Source organism: Sinorhizobium meliloti (assembly GCF_017876815.1).
GTDB classification, from domain to species: domain Bacteria; phylum Pseudomonadota; class Alphaproteobacteria; order Rhizobiales; family Rhizobiaceae; genus Sinorhizobium; species Sinorhizobium meliloti.
In genome coordinates this window covers 146,651-162,315 of record NZ_JAGIOS010000001.1, presented here as the reverse complement: position 1 = coordinate 162,315, position 15,665 = coordinate 146,651, and the positions used below count along the sequence as shown (strand labels likewise).

The 15,665-nt window shown below is 61.9% G+C and carries 11 protein-coding genes; 4 read left to right on the top strand and 7 right to left on the bottom strand.

What is annotated here, in order from left to right:
• Window positions 1-7 precede the first annotated feature (7 nt).
• Window positions 8-2,335 carry a PAS domain-containing sensor histidine kinase gene (locus tag JOH52_RS00775; RefSeq protein WP_013844143.1) on the bottom strand — a complete coding sequence of 776 codons (2,328 nt, stop codon included), beginning with the start codon at window positions 2,333-2,335 and terminating at the stop codon, window positions 8-10.
• A gap of 353 nt (window positions 2,336-2,688) precedes the next feature.
• Window positions 2,689-5,343: an aminopeptidase N gene (gene pepN / locus JOH52_RS00770; RefSeq protein WP_013844144.1), complete on the bottom strand. Its 2,655-nt coding sequence runs from the start codon at window positions 5,341-5,343 to the stop codon at window positions 2,689-2,691.
• 425 nt (window positions 5,344-5,768) lie between these two features.
• On the opposite strand from pepN, the gene JOH52_RS00765 reads away from it, so the two are divergent.
• Complete coding sequence (locus JOH52_RS00765) at window positions 5,769-6,707, top strand: DMT family transporter (RefSeq protein ID WP_010968996.1); 939 nt, start codon at window positions 5,769-5,771, stop codon at window positions 6,705-6,707.
• Window positions 6,708-6,716: 9 nt separating this feature from the next.
• On the opposite strand, the gene JOH52_RS00760 is transcribed toward JOH52_RS00765, so the two are convergent.
• From JOH52_RS00760 to JOH52_RS00740, 5 genes are all read right to left on the bottom strand, one after another.
• Window positions 6,717-8,006 carry an MFS transporter gene (locus JOH52_RS00760; protein WP_003527346.1) on the bottom strand — a complete coding sequence of 430 codons (1,290 nt, stop codon included), beginning with the start codon at window positions 8,004-8,006 and terminating at the stop codon, window positions 6,717-6,719.
• Between the two features lie 264 nt (window positions 8,007-8,270).
• Window positions 8,271-8,426, bottom strand: a complete 156-nt coding sequence (locus JOH52_RS00755; RefSeq protein WP_003527345.1) for a hypothetical protein — start codon at window positions 8,424-8,426, stop codon at window positions 8,271-8,273.
• 37 nt (window positions 8,427-8,463) lie between these two features.
• The gene (locus JOH52_RS00750) at window positions 8,464-8,640 is read right to left on the bottom strand and encodes a hypothetical protein (RefSeq protein ID WP_003527344.1); all 177 of its coding nucleotides are present in this window, start codon (window positions 8,638-8,640) and stop codon (window positions 8,464-8,466) included.
• Window positions 8,641-8,778: 138 nt separating this feature from the next.
• Window positions 8,779-9,639, bottom strand: coding sequence for a uracil-DNA glycosylase (locus tag JOH52_RS00745; RefSeq protein WP_010968997.1), 861 nt, complete (start codon window positions 9,637-9,639; stop codon window positions 8,779-8,781).
• Between the two features lie 72 nt (window positions 9,640-9,711).
• On the bottom strand, window positions 9,712-11,001 hold the full coding sequence (locus tag JOH52_RS00740; RefSeq protein WP_010968998.1) for an Hsp70 family protein: 1,290 nt from the start codon (window positions 10,999-11,001) through the stop codon (window positions 9,712-9,714).
• Window positions 11,002-11,270: 269 nt separating this feature from the next.
• Between JOH52_RS00740 and JOH52_RS00735 the strand changes: the two genes are divergently transcribed.
• The 3 genes from JOH52_RS00735 (at window position 11,271) to JOH52_RS00725 (ending at window position 15,606) form a co-directional block, all read left to right on the top strand.
• Complete coding sequence (locus JOH52_RS00735; protein WP_010968999.1) at window positions 11,271-12,935, top strand: electron transfer flavoprotein-ubiquinone oxidoreductase; 1,665 nt, start codon at window positions 11,271-11,273, stop codon at window positions 12,933-12,935.
• Between the two features lie 564 nt (window positions 12,936-13,499).
• Window positions 13,500-14,498, top strand: coding sequence for an ABC transporter substrate-binding protein (locus JOH52_RS00730; protein ID WP_010969000.1), 999 nt, complete (start codon window positions 13,500-13,502; stop codon window positions 14,496-14,498).
• Window positions 14,499-14,718: 220 nt separating this feature from the next.
• Window positions 14,719-15,606: an ABC transporter permease gene (locus JOH52_RS00725; RefSeq protein ID WP_003527334.1), complete on the top strand. Its 888-nt coding sequence runs from the start codon at window positions 14,719-14,721 to the stop codon at window positions 15,604-15,606.
• Window positions 15,607-15,665: the final 59 nt, after the last annotated feature.

Genomic DNA, 15,665 nt, shown 5'->3' with positions numbered 1-15,665 from the left:
GGCGTGGTCAGCCGCGGTCGGGAATCCTGACCGATATGATGGTGCCGACATTCTCTGCCGAATGGATCTTCATTGTCCCGCCGTGAAGCCGCGTCAGCGAGCGGGATATGGCGAGCCCGAGCCCGGAGCCGCCCTTGCTCTTGGCATATTGGCTCTGCACCTGCTCGAAGGGCTGGCCGATCTTCTGCAATGCGCCCTTGGGAATGCCGATGCCGGAATCGGCGATCGTCAGCGTGACGGCGCCCCTCACCTTGCGGGCCCGCAAGGAGATGCGCCCGCCTTCATTGGTGAACTTGACTGCATTGGAGAGGAGGTTGAGCAGGACCTGCTTCATCGCCCGGCGGTCGGCGAACATCGTCAGGCCGGAGGATATCTGCTGGACCACGCGGATGTTCTTTCGCTCTGCGGGAATCGTCGTGAAACGAAGGGTCTCCTCGATGAGTGGCGCGAGATCGATCCGCTCGCGCGTGATGCGCATATGGCCGGCCTCGATCTTCGACATGTCGAGTATGTCGTTGATGACGTTGAGCAGATGCTTGCCGCTCTCGAAAATGTCGCGCGAATACTCGTGGTATTTCTCCGAGCCGAGGGGGCCGAACATCTGGTCCTGCAGGATTTCCGAGAAGCCGAGAATGGCGTTCAGCGGCGTGCGCAGCTCGTGCGACATGTTGGCGAGGAATTCGGACTTTGCCCGGTTCGCGGCCTCGGCGCGCTCTTTCTCCGCCTGATAGTTCGCATTGGCGATGGAAAGTTCGGCCTTCTGCTGCTCAAGCGTTACGCGGGAGGCGGAGAGATCGCCGATGGTCGCCATCAGCCGCCGCTCGGATTCGCGCAGGCGAACTTGATGCCGCTTGAGGAGCGTGATGTCCGTACCCACCGAGACGAGCCCGCCGTCGCGCGTGCGGCGCTCATTGATCTGCAGCCAGCGTTCGTCGGCAAGCTGAACCTCGCTCGTCTGCGAGTGGTTGCTCCGGTCCGGATCGGCGATGCGCCGTTCGACGACGGGCCTTGCCGCCGCAGCATGGACGATCGTGCGTTCGGTGCCCGGCACCAGCACGTGGTCGGGCAACTGCCAGGCTTGCTGGTAATGGGTGTTGCACATCACCAGGCGATCGTGCTTGTCCCAGAGCACGAAGGCCTCCGAGGTGCACTCGATCGCGTCCGCCAGGCGCTGATCGGCCTCGGCGTAACGCTGCGCAAGCCTGTGCTGCTCGGTCACGTCCATCGCAATGCCGATCAGATGCGTCCGGCCCGACACGGTGCGGATCACCTGGGCACGCGCTCGAAGCCATACATAGTGGCCATCCGCATGGCGCATCCGGAACACCTGATCGATCTGGCGCTCGTTGCCTTTCGCGATTGCCCGAGCGACCCGGTATATGCCCCGGTCCTCAACATGCATGAGACGGGCGGCATCGCCGAACGACAGTACGCTCGCGTCGCCCTGCATGCCGAGCATCTCGTACATCGAGCGGGACCAGAAGAGGCGCCGGTTGTCGAGATCGAAATCCCAGAGGCCGCAGCGTCCGCGGGAGAGCGCCGTTTCGACGCGCAGGTTCGATTCGGCAAAGACCGCATCGGCATCGCGGGTGCGCTTTGCCTGGATGTAATAGGCATAGAGGACGACCATCAGGATCGCCGAAACACCGGCAAACAGCGTGACGTTGAGCGAAATTTCGTCGCGCCATGCCGCTTCGAATCTGGCGATCGACGTTGCCGCCAGAACGGCGCCGCCGGAATCCGGCAATTGTCGGAGCGCGATGAAATGCTCGGTGCCGTCGATCGACGCTCTTACGACGCTGGCACCCTCGCCGTAATATTGCAGCGTCGCGACCTCGGGAGCGATTGCGGAGAGCGTGCGTCCGATGAGATGGACGCCATCCTGCGTGCCGGCAAAGACGCGGCCGTCTCTGCGGACCGTCAGCAGGAAAATTCCGGCGTCCAGGATTTCCGCAGGCAGAAATTCGGTGAGCCGCCGTTCGACTTCCCAGCGGCGGCCCTCGGCGAAGAGTTCCGATCCGCCGGTCTGGAAAACACCGGCTGCTGCTGCGGCCGCGAGGCTGACCGTCCGGCGGGAGGAGGCCTCCATGCGGGCATGCTCGTCCATGATGCCCGACATGCGTGAGATCGCCACGATGAGAAGAAAAGCGATGATGAGGACCGGGATGGACCGCTTGAGCATCGGCTCGGCCATTGCGAGCTTCTGCGACGCCGGTTCGGCAAAGATCTTTGCCTGCTCGATGAACTCCCGTTCGAGGCCCGAAAAGCCCGGAAACTTGAGTCGCAACCGCCCTTCGGCTGCGCTTCCCCGTCGCGCGTCCGCCATCTTATCCAATTTGTCGTCCTCGAAAAGCGTTCCGCACTCGACAATGCCGCAAGGAACGCTTGATTCTTCTCAGTCCGAAACGTCGATCCCATCTTCAGCGGTTTCCCGGAAGCGGGCGTTCCAGTGATTCGGCGCGCCGCTCGCCCGAATCTGACTCAATGAATCACAGGGCGATTCGCCTTGTCCAGAGGCAATGGTAAAGATTTGTTAACCATATTTCATCGTTGGGAAATGATAGCCGGATTGCCGGGAGTTTATGGCGGCTGCTGCGAGATGGATTGATGCGTTGAAGTTCTGCCTCTCCTCATCCCTGTTACGAGCACAGGGATGAGGAGATCAACAAGCCGGGGACCGATGCTCGTTCAGTGCTCGTCTTTGAGCATGCGGTCAACGATGTCGCTGACATCGGCGGAAAGGTTGGAGGCACGCGCGATTTCCTCGAGCGCGCTGCGGGCGTGGCCGGCCCGGATTTTTTCGAGCGACCGCCATGAGCGCATCGACGTCAGAATACGCGCGGCAAGCTGAGGGTTGCGCGTATCGATGTCCAGGATCTGTCGGGCAAGGAAACGATAGCCTTCGCCGTCGATGCGGTTGAAGCCGGTGGCGTTCGCGAAGGCGAATGTGCCGACCAGTGAGCGAACGCGGTTCGGATTGCTGGCATTGAAGAGCGGATCCGACATCAGCGCCCGAACGCGGTCGAGCGTCGATGCTCCGGGGATCGTCGCCTGAATGGCGAACCACTTGTCGATGACGAGCGCGTTGTCGGCAAAGCGCTTCTTGAACACGGCCAGTGCGTCCGCCGTCTCCCGGGCATCCGGAAACCGGTGTGCAAGAAGCGTCAGCGCCTGGCTGAGATCGGTCATGTTGTTGGCGGAGCTAAACGCATCAGCCGCTTTGTCCGGGCTCCCGTCGGCATAGACGAGATAGGAGAGCCCGGAATTGCGCAGCGCCCGCCGTCCGGCACTGTCGGCGTCGGGCCGGAACGGGCCGGACAGCGACATCTCGTTTACCAGTCGCGCAAAGGTATCTTTGCCGGCCGTGGCGATGGCGGCCAGAATAGCCTGGCGGCCGGCGTAAATGGCATCCGGGTCGTTATTGCTGCCGATTTCGCGGCCTATGTCGGTTTCGCTCGGCAGGGACATCACTTGCGATCGGAACGCCGGCTCCAGTCGGTCGTCGCCGGCTGCGGCAAGCAGGGCATCGACGAGCGCATCGTCACAGTCAATCGGCTGGCCGGTACGCGCTTCCGCTGCCGCCTTGACGAGATTGTCGAGGGCCATCGCGTTCAGCGCCTGCCAGCGTGCGAAGAGGTCGGTCTCGTGGCGCGCGATCAGCGCACGATGCTCGGCGCTTTGCGTCAGGTGCAGATTGACGGGCGCGGAGAAGCCGCGGTTGAAGGAGGGGACCGGCTCGGATGGGATGCCGGAAAAGGTGACCGTCTGTTTGCGCTCGGTCAGGTGCAGTACGTCGCCGGTGATCTCGGCGCCGGAGACGGCCGAGGGCCTTGCCTCGCTTCCGTCCGGAAGCAGCAATCCGAAGCGGAGCGGGATATGCATCGGTGCCTTGCTGCTCTGCCCGGGCGTCGGCGGAACGGTCTGCTCCAGCGACAGCGTGTATGTCTGCCTGGCGGCGTCATAGGTGCCGGAAGCGGTGACGAGCGGCGTTCCGGCCTGATGGTACCAGAGCGAGAACTGCTTGAGGTCTCGGCCGCTCGCAGCCTCGAAGCAGGCGATGAAATCCTCGATCGTCACCGCCTGGCCGTCGTGACGCTCGAAGTAGAGGTCCATTCCCTTCTTGAAGAGGTCGCGGCCGAGGATCGTCGCGATCATCCGCGTGACCTCGGACCCCTTCTCGTAAACCGTCGTCGTGTAGAAATTGTTGATTTCGCGGTATTGCGTCGGGCGCACCGGATGGGCGAGGGGGCCGGCATCCTCGGGGAACTGCTCGGATTTCAAGTGCCGCACTTCGGCGATCCGCTTCACGGCGCGAGAACGCATGTCGGCGGAAAACTCGTGGTCGCGATAGACGGTCAGGCCTTCCTTCAGGCAGAGCTGAAACCAGTCGCGGCAGGTGATGCGGTTGCCGGTCCAGTTGTGAAAATATTCGTGGGCGATGATCGCTTCGATATTGGCATAGTCCGCATCGGTCGCTGTCTCCGGATCGGCGAGCACGTATTTGTCGTTGAAGATGTTGAGCCCCTTGTTCTCCATGGCGCCCATGTTGAAATCTGAAACGGCAACGATCATGAAGATGTCGAGATCGTATTCGCGCCCGAAGACCTCCTCATCCCATTTCATCGACCGCTTCAGCGCATCCATGGCGTAGGCGGCGCGCGGCTCCTTGCCGTGCTCGACATAGATTTTGAGGGCGACGTCGCGGCCGGAAGCGGTGGTGAAGGCGTCCTCGACGACGCCCAGATCGCCGGCAACGAGCGCGAACAGATAGCTCGGCTTCGGATGCGGATCGAACCAGGAGGCGAAGTGACGGCCGTCACCCATGTCGGCGCCGCCGAGATAGTTGCCGTTCGAAAGCAGCAGCGGTGCAGAAGCCTTGTCCGCGATGATGTTGACGGTATAGACCGCCAGCACGTCGGGACGATCCGGGAAGTAGGTGATGCGGCGGAAGCCTTCGGCTTCGCACTGGGTACAATAGACGTCGCTCGTGCGGTAGAGGCCCATCAGCTTGGTGTTCGTCTCAGGCGACAAGGCCGTCGTGACGGTGATCTCGAAGGGCGCCGCTTCCGGCAGGCCGCGAATGGTGAGCGTGTCGTCCGTCGCTTCATAGAGCGTGCCGGGGACCGCTACCTGGTCGAGCAGCAGGCCGGTCATGGTGAGCTCGTCGCCGTCGAGAACGAGCGGTGCAGAGGGGCTGACGCCTTCGCGGCGATGGAAGATCATGCGCGCCTCGACCTTCGTTTCCCTCGGGTCGAGTTCGAAAGTCAGGTCCACCCTCTCGAGTACGAAATCGGTCGGCCGGTAGTTTTCCAGATGAACGATCTGGCCAGTGTTTGTCCGCATGGTCAGTCCTGCTTGCGCTTGCTCTTTTGATTTGTAGAGGGCGCTCGTGATGGTGAAAAGCCAAGATCCGAGATTTACGCACGAATGTGGTGCCGGCGACGGTAAATCCGGCAGCAAAAACGCAGGGCCCGTCCCGCCTCTTATTGACCGAAGATTTATCGGAGCGGCACTAACAAGAACTAAATCCGCGACGATTTTTTCGGGCTTGCTAAATAAACTACAGGCGCATTTTTCTCCGGCAGCAAGCTTTGCACATGCAGGCGAAATCATCACGAAAAAACCAGGTCCATCACGAAATTTGATCCAACATGCTGCGCAAGCACGGGTAAGGTGGCGTGGTCCTTTCGCGGCCTTGCCGCCGCGTCCTCCCGTTTTTGTTGGCCTTCCGATCGGTTCGCCGATGTCAGTTTGAAAAGTTGTGTTTCATGGATGCGGACGATGCGAGCCCGATGAAGGGGATTGTGCTCAAGGTGCTCTCCGTCGTCGTCTTCGTGTGCATGTCGACCTGTATCAAGGCTGCGGGCGACGACATCCCCACCGGCCAGATCACCTTCTATCGCTCGGCTTTTGCGATGGTGCCGATCCTTGGATTTCTGGCATGCCGCGGCGCATTGCGGGACGCTTTCAGGACCACTGATATCACCGGACACCTGGTGCGCGGCTTTGTCGGCATTCTCGCCATGAGTTGCGGCTTTTACGGTCTCGTCCATCTGCCGCTGCCGGAGGCGATTGCGATCGGCTATGCCATGCCGCTGCTGGCCGTGGCTTTCGCGGCGATTTTTCTGGGCGAGATCGTGCGGCTCTATCGCTGGTCTGCGGTGTTTGTCGGGCTCGCCGGTGTGTTTATCATCACTTGGCCGCGGCTTACGCTGTTCAATGAAGGGGGCTTCGGGTCGGCCGAGGCCATGGGTGCGGTCGCCGTACTGCTTTCGGCAGCGCTCGGGGCAACGGCGATGGTACTCGTGCGCAAGCTCGTGCAGAAGGAGCGCACGCACACCATCGTCCTCTACTTCTCCCTTTCGGCCGCGGTGTTCTCGCTCGCGACACTGCCTTTCGGTTGGTCCGAGCTTTCCTGGCAGGCCTTCGTTCTCCTGACGATCGCCGGCTTTTGCGGCGGCGTCGGGCAGATCCTGCTGACGGAGAGCTATCGCCACGCGGATATGTCGACGATCGCTCCCTTCGAGTACACGTCGATCGTGCTCGGCATCGTCATCGGCTACTTCCTCTTCGGCGACGTGCCGACCGCGACCATGCTCGCCGGAACGGCGATCGTCGTAGGCGCGGGCATCTTCATCATCTACCGGGAGCATCGGCTGGGACTGGAACGCAAGGGCGCGCGCAAGCACGTGACGCCGCAGGGATAAAGGGATGTGCTACTCGGCGCGTTGCTCCCAGGCAGGAACGGTATCGTCCTCGATGAGTTCGCCTGCGTCCTGCTGCGCGAGCGGACCGGTGACGTCAGGACCGGGGGTCGGCAGTACCGTGGTCGCCTGAAAATCGGTCTTCGCCACGAGGCCGTCATGCTGCTCGCGCTGAAGGATCCGCCATGCGGCATAGCCGCTGTAGAGCGCGAAATACACGGCAAGCGCGATGAACAGTGCGACGGGGCCAAACCGGTCCATGACCGGACCGACCATCAGCGGACCGGAGATCGTGCCGAGGCCGTAGGTGATCATCAGGCCGGATGAAATCTCCACATATTCGTCGGGGCGGGCAAGGTCGTTGGCATGCGCGACGTTCAGGGCATAGATCGGGAAGAGGACCGTGCCGATGCAGGCGGCGAGTGCATAGAGAACCGGGGGACTGCTCGCAATCGAGACGGACATGGCAAGGCACGACACGACGCCGGCGATGCCGCAGGCAACCATGACGATGCGCCGGTCCATCCGGTCCGAGGCACGGCCGATCGGGACCTGCGAGATCGCGCTGCCGGCCAGAAGCGACGCGAGCAGTGTCGCTCCCTCGCCGGTCGAAAGGCCGATCTTCTGGGTGAAGACGCCGCCGAGATTGAGCCATGCGCCCGAGAGCGCACCGGCGAGAAAGCCGCCGACGACCGCGACCGGCGAGCGGCGATAGAGTGCGGGGATATCGAAATTTGCCCGTGCCGGGGGTGCAGGCATCGGTGAGGAGGAGAGGGCGGTCGGCAGCAGGGCGAGCGAGAACAGGACGCCGCAAAGGATGAACAGAGAGGTATTGCTCGGATCACCGAGCGGCACCAGGTACTGTCCGCCGATCGTGCCGACCATCGTGGTTATGAGATAGAGCGAGAAGAGCAGGCCGCGATTTTCGTTCGTCACGCGCTCGTTCAGCCAGCTCTCGATGACGAGATAGCTTCCGGCAATCGCAAAGCCCGACACGGCACGGAAGCCGATCCAGGCACGCCAATCGACGACGAGCCCGCACATCAGGATCGCGATGGACAGGAGCGTTATCAGGGCGGTGAAGACGCGGACATGGCCGACGCGCAGGACGAATTTAGGCGTGACGATGCAGGAAAGGGTGAACCCCAGCGTGTAGCCGGTCGCGAAGATCGAGATGGTGAGGGTCGACCAGCTTTCCGCCACGGAGCGTACCGGGATGACATAGCTCTGCAGCCCGAATGCGACCATCATCAGGAAGGTCGAGAGCATCAGGCTGAAAACGGAAGCGAAATTCGCCAGCATCGGCGCTCCTGGTGAGGGGATAAGGAGCGGCTTCGTTTCGGCTTCGGCCGATGAACTTCGTCACTCCGTCAAAACGGAATCGAGAGTGGCTGTAACGAAGTTCCGGGGCGCTGTCGATTGCGACAGGGAATGGTGAAATGACGCAGCGGGAAAGGCTGATGCGGGATGAGGAAAAATGTGTGCGGTTTTCCGCCCGCATCCCGCGTTCAACCAATTGGAACCGATCACATTGGTTCAGGTCGATCCGACCTGGAACCACGTGATCTAACTCGGCAGCAACCGGCTCGCCGCGCCGTCATGGACGCGCCGTCCGTCGCTGGCGATGCTCAGGCGGCTATACTCGCGAGACGCGCGGACGGCGGTGCGAATGTCGGAGATCGTGTCGACGAGAGCGCGAATGCTGTCGAGCGGCTTGGACATGATCGTTCCCTCCTGCAGTCGTTCCGACGCGGGGCGTTCAGCGCTGGATGAATTCGGCGAAGATCTGAGCCGGGCGGGTCGTCCGCGCGAGGCCGATTGCGGTCAGCTGCTCGTTGGCAGCCGAACCGAAGCTGTTGAACGGCGTGCGCGAGGAAGCACCGGCGTAGCGGAGCGTCTCGAAGCTGCTGTGAATCGGGCGATAGCGGGCAGTCATGGTTCAGTTCCTTATCCATTCCTCCCGTTGCCTTATATTGCGGTGCAGCATTGATTTTGCAATGCGTTAAAACGCCGCTCAGACATGCGCAAATCGCATGGCTTTTTTCACACCTTGTTCATGAATCCAGCAGTGGTATCAGCCGAGGCGCGACTTGAACGCCAGCAGGTCCAGCCAGGCGAAGCGTTTGTTGATCGGCGCCGCGACAAGGTCCTGCGGATGCAAGGTGGCGAGCGTCGGAATGCTGGTGCCGCCAAAGGTGAGCTCTCGCCATTCGCCGCGCAGTTGATGGATCGTTTCGCCGCCGAAGAAGAAGCGGGCGGTGAAGTTGCCGAGTAGAAGCAACTGCTTGGGTTCGGCCAGCGCGATCTGACGCTCGATGAACGGCCGGCAGATATCCGCCTCACGGGCGCTCGGAACGCGGTTGCCGGGTGGCCGCCAGGGCACGGCGTTGGCAAGAAGGACGTCCTCGCGCGAGAGGCCGATGCCGGACAGCATGCGTTCGAGCATCTCGCCGTGCCGTCCCGCAAAGGGGCGGCCGTCGCGGTCGTCATCCGCGTAGGGCATCGGACCGATGATCATGACTCCCGAGGCAGCACTGCCTTCGGCGAAGACGAGGTTGCGGGCGCTGTTCCTGAGATTGCAGCCGGCAAAGGCCTCCATGGCCGTACGCAGCTCTCCCAGCGATCGCGCGGCATCCGCGACGAACTGCGCCTCCTTGATGGCCTGCTCGTCCGGTATCGCCACCACCGGAGGGGGTGCCGGAGGCGCGGGGCGACGCTCGCGGGCGGCGGCAGGGGGAGCAGACTGCTGCGGTTCGGCTGCGGTCGCGCCGGTTTGCGGCACGGCGCGGCTTTGTGCGCGCCTGCTTTTCATCGCCTCGAATTCAGCGAGCCGATCGACCGGCTCTTCTTCGAGGAGCCACTCGACACCCGCCTCCGCATGGAAGGCGAGAAGGGCAGCGAGTTCGGAGCGGGAGAGGTCGTTGGCCGAGATCATGGGGCGAATGTAACAGATCGGTGGGGGTGGTCCACTGCACGTTCCTTAAATCTGTAGCGGCAGGGACCGCCTTCAGGCCGCCGCTGTCCAGGCCGCAATGTCGTCGCGCTCGCCGATGAGCGCCAGGCCATGGGCGATCGACAGGAGCTCGCCGCCGCTCTCGATACGCTCTTTGCCGAAGCGGTTCTCGAAGAGACGGCGAACCGCCGGCACGAAGGACGTCCCGCCGGTCAGAAACACCTTGTCGATCCCGTCCGGCGTGGTCGCAGTCGTTGAAAGGACCTCGTCAAGCGCCTCCTCGATGCGGGCGAGGTCAGGCGCAATCCAGCCTTCGAACTCGTCCCGGCGAACGGTACGGCGTGCGCGCTCTCCCAGCGGCGCAAAGGCGAATTCGGTTTCCTCCGCCTGCGAGAGCCGCATCTTGGTGGCCGAGACCGCCTGGTAGAGCGGATAGCCTTCGTCATGCTCGATGAGCTCCACGAAGGACTCCAGCTTCTCCGGCTCCAGGCTTGCCCGCACCAGCTTTTTCAATTCAGTGAAATCTCTCAACGTCTTGAAGATCGAAAGCTGATTCCAGCGGCCGAAATTCGCGTAGTAGCTCGACGGCACCTCAAGCAGCTTGTCGAAGCTCTTGAACAGACTCCCCTTTCCGATGAGCGGCGAGACGATGTTGTCGATGATCCGGAAGTCGAAATGGTCTCCCGCGATGCCGACGCCGGAATGTCCGATCGGCGTTGCCGTCAGCCGACCGGCCTGGCTCTCGAATCGGATGATCGAGTAGTCGGTAGTGCCGCCGCCGAAGTCGGCGACGAGCACCGTCGCGTCCCGATCGAGATTGCGCGCGAAATAGAAGGCGGCCGCGACCGGCTCGTACACGTAATGGACTTCGGGAAAGCCCATGCGGGTAAGCGCGCGATTGTAGCGTTCGAGGGCCAGTTTCTCGTCCGGATTGGCGCCCGCGAAATGCACGGGACGGCCGATGACGACACGCCTGAAGGTGGCCTCCCAGTTATTTCCGGCATAGTCCCTGAGCCGCGTCAGGAAGCGCTGCATCAGATCCTCGAACTCGTAGCGTTTGCCGAAGATCAGCGTGCCCTGGAAGAGCGCACTCGCAGCAAAGGTTTTGATCGATTGAAGGAAGCGGCATTCGCCCGGATTGTCGATGAACTCGCGGATTGCCGCCTGTCCTGCTTCCACTTTCAGCGGCGAGGGACCCGCATCCTTCAGGAAAGACAGGGCCGTCCGCGTCGTGTCCGATCTTCCGGTCGGGCTTTCCACGACGATGGAGCGCGTCGATGCGCCTTCGGTCTGCGCCAGTACGGAATTGGTGGTGCCGAAGTCGAGGCCTAGGGCGGATGCCATGATCGTCTCCGTCTTGTCGGTGATGCGGCTTGCGGGGTGGGGCGGGCCTCGTCGCATGCGAGCGCTGCAAAAGCAAGCTGCCGGCCGTCCAGATCCGGCCAAATCGGTTTACGTTTACGTTCAGGTAACATAGGAAACTCATGAACTCATGCGCAAATGCAGAGACAGTCTGTCGCATCCCGGCTCGACAAGGTTTACGGCATTTGTCATGACGGGATGATTTGGCCGGGAACGGAGCCGGCAGAAGACCGGCAAAACTGGAGAGTGTAATGACCGAGCAACAAGAACTCCCCGAACGCGAGAGCATGGAATTCGACGTCGTGATCGTCGGGGCGGGACCGGCGGGGCTTGCCGCGGCGATCCGGCTGAAGCAGGTCAGTCCGGAACTCTCGGTCGTGGTGCTGGAGAAGGGCGCCGAAGTGGGCGCACATATCCTCTCCGGCGCCGTGGTCGACCCGATCGGCATCGACCGGCTCTTGCCGGGCTGGCGCGACGAACCGGACCACCCGTTCAAGACGGAAGTCACCGACGATCAGTTCCTCTTTCTCGGCCCCGCAGGCTCTGTCCGCCTTCCCAATTTCCTGATGCCGCCGCTGATGAACAATCACGGCAACTACGTGGTATCGCTGGGCAATGTCTGTCGCTGGCTCGCCACCCAGGCGGAAGCGCTCGGCGTCGAGATCTATCCGGGTTTTGCCGCAACGGAAGTGCTCTACAATGACGAGGGCGCGGTGATCGGCGTTGCCACCGGCGACATGGGCATCGAGCGGAACGGCGAGCCGGGGCCGAACTTCGCCCGCGGCATGGAGCTGCTCGGCAAGTACACCCTCATCGGCGAGGGCGTGCGTGGCTCGCTCGCCAAGCAGCTGATTGCCAAATACAAGCTCGACGCGGGCTGCGACGTGCCGAAATTCGGCATCGGCCTGAAGGAGCTCTGGGAGGTGAAACCGGAAAATCATAAGCCGGGCCTCGTGCAGCATTCCTTCGGCTGGCCGCTCGGCATGAAGACCGGCGGCGGCTCCTTCCTCTATCACCTTGAGGACAATCTGGTGGCCGTCGGTTTCGTCGTCCACCTCAACTACAAGAACCCGTATCTCTATCCGTTCGAGGAATTCCAGCGCTTCAAGACGCATCCGGCGATCCGCGGCACTTTCGAGGGTGGAAAAAGGCTCTCCTACGGCGCCCGCGCCATCACCGAAGGCGGCTACCAGTCGGTGCCGAAGCTGTCTTTCCCCGGCGGGGCGCTGATCGGCTGCTCGGCCGGCTTCGTCAACGTGCCGCGCATCAAGGGCAGCCACAATGCGGTGCTGTCCGGCATTCTCGCCGCGGAGAAGCTTGCGGCGGCGATCGCCGACGGCCGCGCCAATGACGAGCCGATCGAGATCGAGCGCGGCTGGCGCGAGAGCGCTATCGGCCAGGACCTGAAGCGGGTCCGGAACGTCAAGCCGCTGTGGTCGAAATTCGGCACCGCCGTTGGGGTGGCGCTCGGCGGTCTCGACATGTGGACCAACCAGCTCTTCGGCTTTTCCTTCTTCGGGACGCTGAAGCACGGCAAGACCGATGCGCAATCGCTCGAGCCGGCCGCCAAGCACGAGAGGATCGACTATCCGAAACCGGACGGGGTGCTGACCTTCGACCGGCTCTCCTCGGTGTTCCTGTCGAACACCAATCACGAGGAGGACCAGCCGGTGCATCTGCAGGTGAAGGACTGGGACCTGCAGAAGCGCTCGGAATACGAGGTCTATGCCGGCCCATCTTCGCGCTACTGTCCGGCCGGCGTCTATGAATGGGTGGAGAAGGACGGCCAGCAGACCTTCGTCATCAACGCCCAGAACTGCGTCCACTGCAAGACCTGCGACATCAAGGACCCGAACCAGAACATCAACTGGGTGCCGCCACAAGGGGGCGAAGGGCCGGTCTATCCGAACATGTGAATGTTCGGAGAGGCAGGCCCGTACGGACTCCCGCCGGGAGAAAGGGGGCGAAGGGCCGGTCTATCCGAACATGTGAATGTCCGGAGAGGCAGGCCCGTACGGACTCCCGCCAGGAGAAAACGGGCGAAGGGCCGGTTTATCCGAACATGTGAATGTTCGGAGAGGCAGGTCGAACGCCCCCTGTCCGAACACGCAATTGCACTTCCCGAAAAGGCCGGCGAGCGATCGCCGGCCTTTTCGCATGTCCTTGTCAGTCGTCCAGCTTCCGACGTGGATGGTGGGGGTTGCCGGTAAATGAATTTAAAAAAGGGGGTTAAACCCATCAATTATTTGTGTAGTTTGACAAACGGCAGGAATGTCAGCCGCTGACGCAAATGGGAAAGTGTTTGCCGGAAAGACACGGTAGCAATGTGGGCGGCACCGGTCCGAACAGGTATCGGTTGGCCCGCGAGTTGTCGCGCCCCGGCATCGGACCGGGGCGGGTGCTTGTACCATTCACTGTCAGCAGCTGCGGTGAGGCTGGCAGTCCGCCATAGAGACACCGCCAAAACAGAGGGAGCCGAAATGAAGAAACTTCTTGCAACGACATGCCTGGCCGCCGGTCTTTTGGGACTCGGCAGCGCGGCATCGGCGGCGGAATGCGGCGATGTGACGATTGCCAACATGAACTGGCAGAGCGCCGAAGTCCTGGCGAGTGTGGACAAGTTCATTTTGACCGAAGGCTACGGCTGCAGTGCAGAGCTGGTCGTCGGGGACACGGTGCCGACCATCACGTCGATGATCGAGAAGGGCGAGCCGGACATCGCGCCGGAGGGCTGGGTCGACCTGCTGCCGGACGTGGTGAACCGCGGTCTCCAGGAAGGAAAGCTCGTCGGCGCCGCAGTCGCGCTTTCGGATGGCGCCGTCCAGGGATGGTGGGTGCCGAAATACATCGTCGATGCCAATCCCGACATCAAGACGATCGACGACGTCCTGAAGCATAAGGAACTCTTCCCCGATCCGGAGGATCCGAGCAAGGGCGCTATTTTCAACGGTCCTCAAGGGTGGGGCGGCACGGTCGTGACGACCCAGCTTTACAAGGCCTATGGCGCCGAGGCGGCGGGCTTCACGCTGGTCGACACCGGCTCGGCAGCCGGCCTCGACGGCTCGATTGCCAAGGCCTATGAGCGCAAGCAGGGCTGGGCCGGCTACTACTGGGCCCCGACGGCGCTGCTCGGCAAGTACGAGATGGTCAAGCTCGAGCACGGCGTTCCGAACGACATGGCCGAATGGAAGCGCTGCAACACGGTCGCGGATTGCCCGGATCCGAAGAAGAACGATTGGCCGAAGGACAAGGTCCAGACGCTGGTGACCAAGGAATTCGCCGACCGCGCCGGCCCGGCCATGGAATACCTCAACACCCGCGCATGGACGAACGACACGGTCAACAAGCTCATGGCCTGGATGACCGACAACCAGGCGAGCGGCGAGGAAGGCGCGAAGCACTTCCTCGAGGAAAACCCGGACCTCTGGACCAAGTGGGTTTCCCCCGAAGTTGCCGAGAAGATCAAGGCTGCCCTCTGATCGACTCTCTTCGAATGAACGGCGCGCGTAAAAGCGCGCCGTTTTTTGTTTTGGAGTGCGTAGTTTTCGAAGGATGGCGCAAGATTTCGTTCACCGCATGTCGGTTTGAGAATAAGATTGCGCAGCTTCATCGTTTACACCGCGCGTTAGCGTTAAAAGGCAGGCGGCAAAGCAATAACAACCATAAGCCGCCCAAAAGAGTGCGAAGGGGAATCGACACATGGAATGGCTGACCAAATTTCCGCACATGGACGACGATCGGCTTCGACAGTTGAAGAAGATCATCGACGAAGGGTTTCGTAGCTTCACACGCGCCTATGGCGACGCGATCGAATCGTTCTTCGACCCGCTCCAGTTCTTCCTGATCCACGCCGAACGTTTCATGACGCGAACGCCCTGGCCGATCATTCTCATACTGATCGCCGTGATCGCCTGGTTCGCCAGCCGCAACTGGAAGATCGTCGCCGGTGCCATCGGTACCCTGCTCCTCATCGGCTATCTCGACATGTGGGACGACACGATGAAGACGATCTCGATGATCTTCGTCTGTACGGTCCTGTCGATAGCGATCGGCATACCGATGGGCATCATCATGTCACGTTCCGATCGTTTCCAGAACATCGTCAATCCGGTGCTCGACGTGATGCAGACGATGCCGAGCTTCGTCTATCTCATTCCCGTCGTGATGCTTCTCGGCATCGGCAAGGTTCCGGGGCTTATCGCCGTCGTCATCTATGCGATCCCCCCGATGATCCGCCTGACCAATCTCGGCATCCGGCTGGTCGACAAGGATGTGCTGGAGGCGGCGGACGCCTTCGGCTCGTCGAACTGGCAGAAACTGAAGAACGTGCAGATGCCGCTGGCGCTGCCGACGATCATGGCCGGGATCAACCAGACCATCATGATGGCGCTTGCCATGGTCGTCATCGCCTCGATGATCGGCGTTCAGGGCCTGGGTCAGCCGGTCTTGAAGGCGATCGCCAACCAGTATTTCACGCTCGGCATCTTCAACGGCCTCGCCATCGTCGGGATCGCGATCATCTTCGACCGGGTGAGCCAGGCTTACGGGCGCCGGCTCCAGCGTCACCGTGAAATCATTCACGGATAGAAGCTCCAAAGAACTTCCCCTTCCCAACCCCTCCCACTTGTGGGGAGGGGTTGGGGAGG

Excerpts from the sequence above, each read along its gene's own strand:
- pepN (WP_013844144.1), bottom strand. The coding sequence starts at position 5,343 with ATGCGGACAAACACTGGCCAGATCGTTCATCTGGAAAACTACCGGCCG.
- JOH52_RS00765 (WP_010968996.1), top strand. The coding sequence starts at position 5,769 with ATGGATGCGGACGATGCGAGCCCGATGAAGGGGATTGTGCTCAAGGTG.
- JOH52_RS00760 (WP_003527346.1), bottom strand. The coding sequence starts at position 8,006 with ATGCTGGCGAATTTCGCTTCCGTTTTCAGCCTGATGCTCTCGACCTTC.
- JOH52_RS00755 (WP_003527345.1), bottom strand. The coding sequence starts at position 8,426 with ATGTCCAAGCCGCTCGACAGCATTCGCGCTCTCGTCGACACGATCTCC.
- JOH52_RS00750 (WP_003527344.1), bottom strand. The coding sequence starts at position 8,640 with ATGACTGCCCGCTATCGCCCGATTCACAGCAGCTTCGAGACGCTCCGC.
- JOH52_RS00745 (WP_010968997.1), bottom strand. The coding sequence starts at position 9,639 with ATGATCTCGGCCAACGACCTCTCCCGCTCCGAACTCGCTGCCCTTCTC.
- JOH52_RS00740 (WP_010968998.1), bottom strand. The coding sequence starts at position 11,001 with ATGGCATCCGCCCTAGGCCTCGACTTCGGCACCACCAATTCCGTACTG.
- JOH52_RS00735 (WP_010968999.1), top strand. The coding sequence starts at position 11,271 with ATGACCGAGCAACAAGAACTCCCCGAACGCGAGAGCATGGAATTCGAC.
- JOH52_RS00730 (WP_010969000.1), top strand. The coding sequence starts at position 13,500 with ATGAAGAAACTTCTTGCAACGACATGCCTGGCCGCCGGTCTTTTGGGA.
- JOH52_RS00725 (WP_003527334.1), top strand. The coding sequence starts at position 14,719 with ATGGAATGGCTGACCAAATTTCCGCACATGGACGACGATCGGCTTCGA.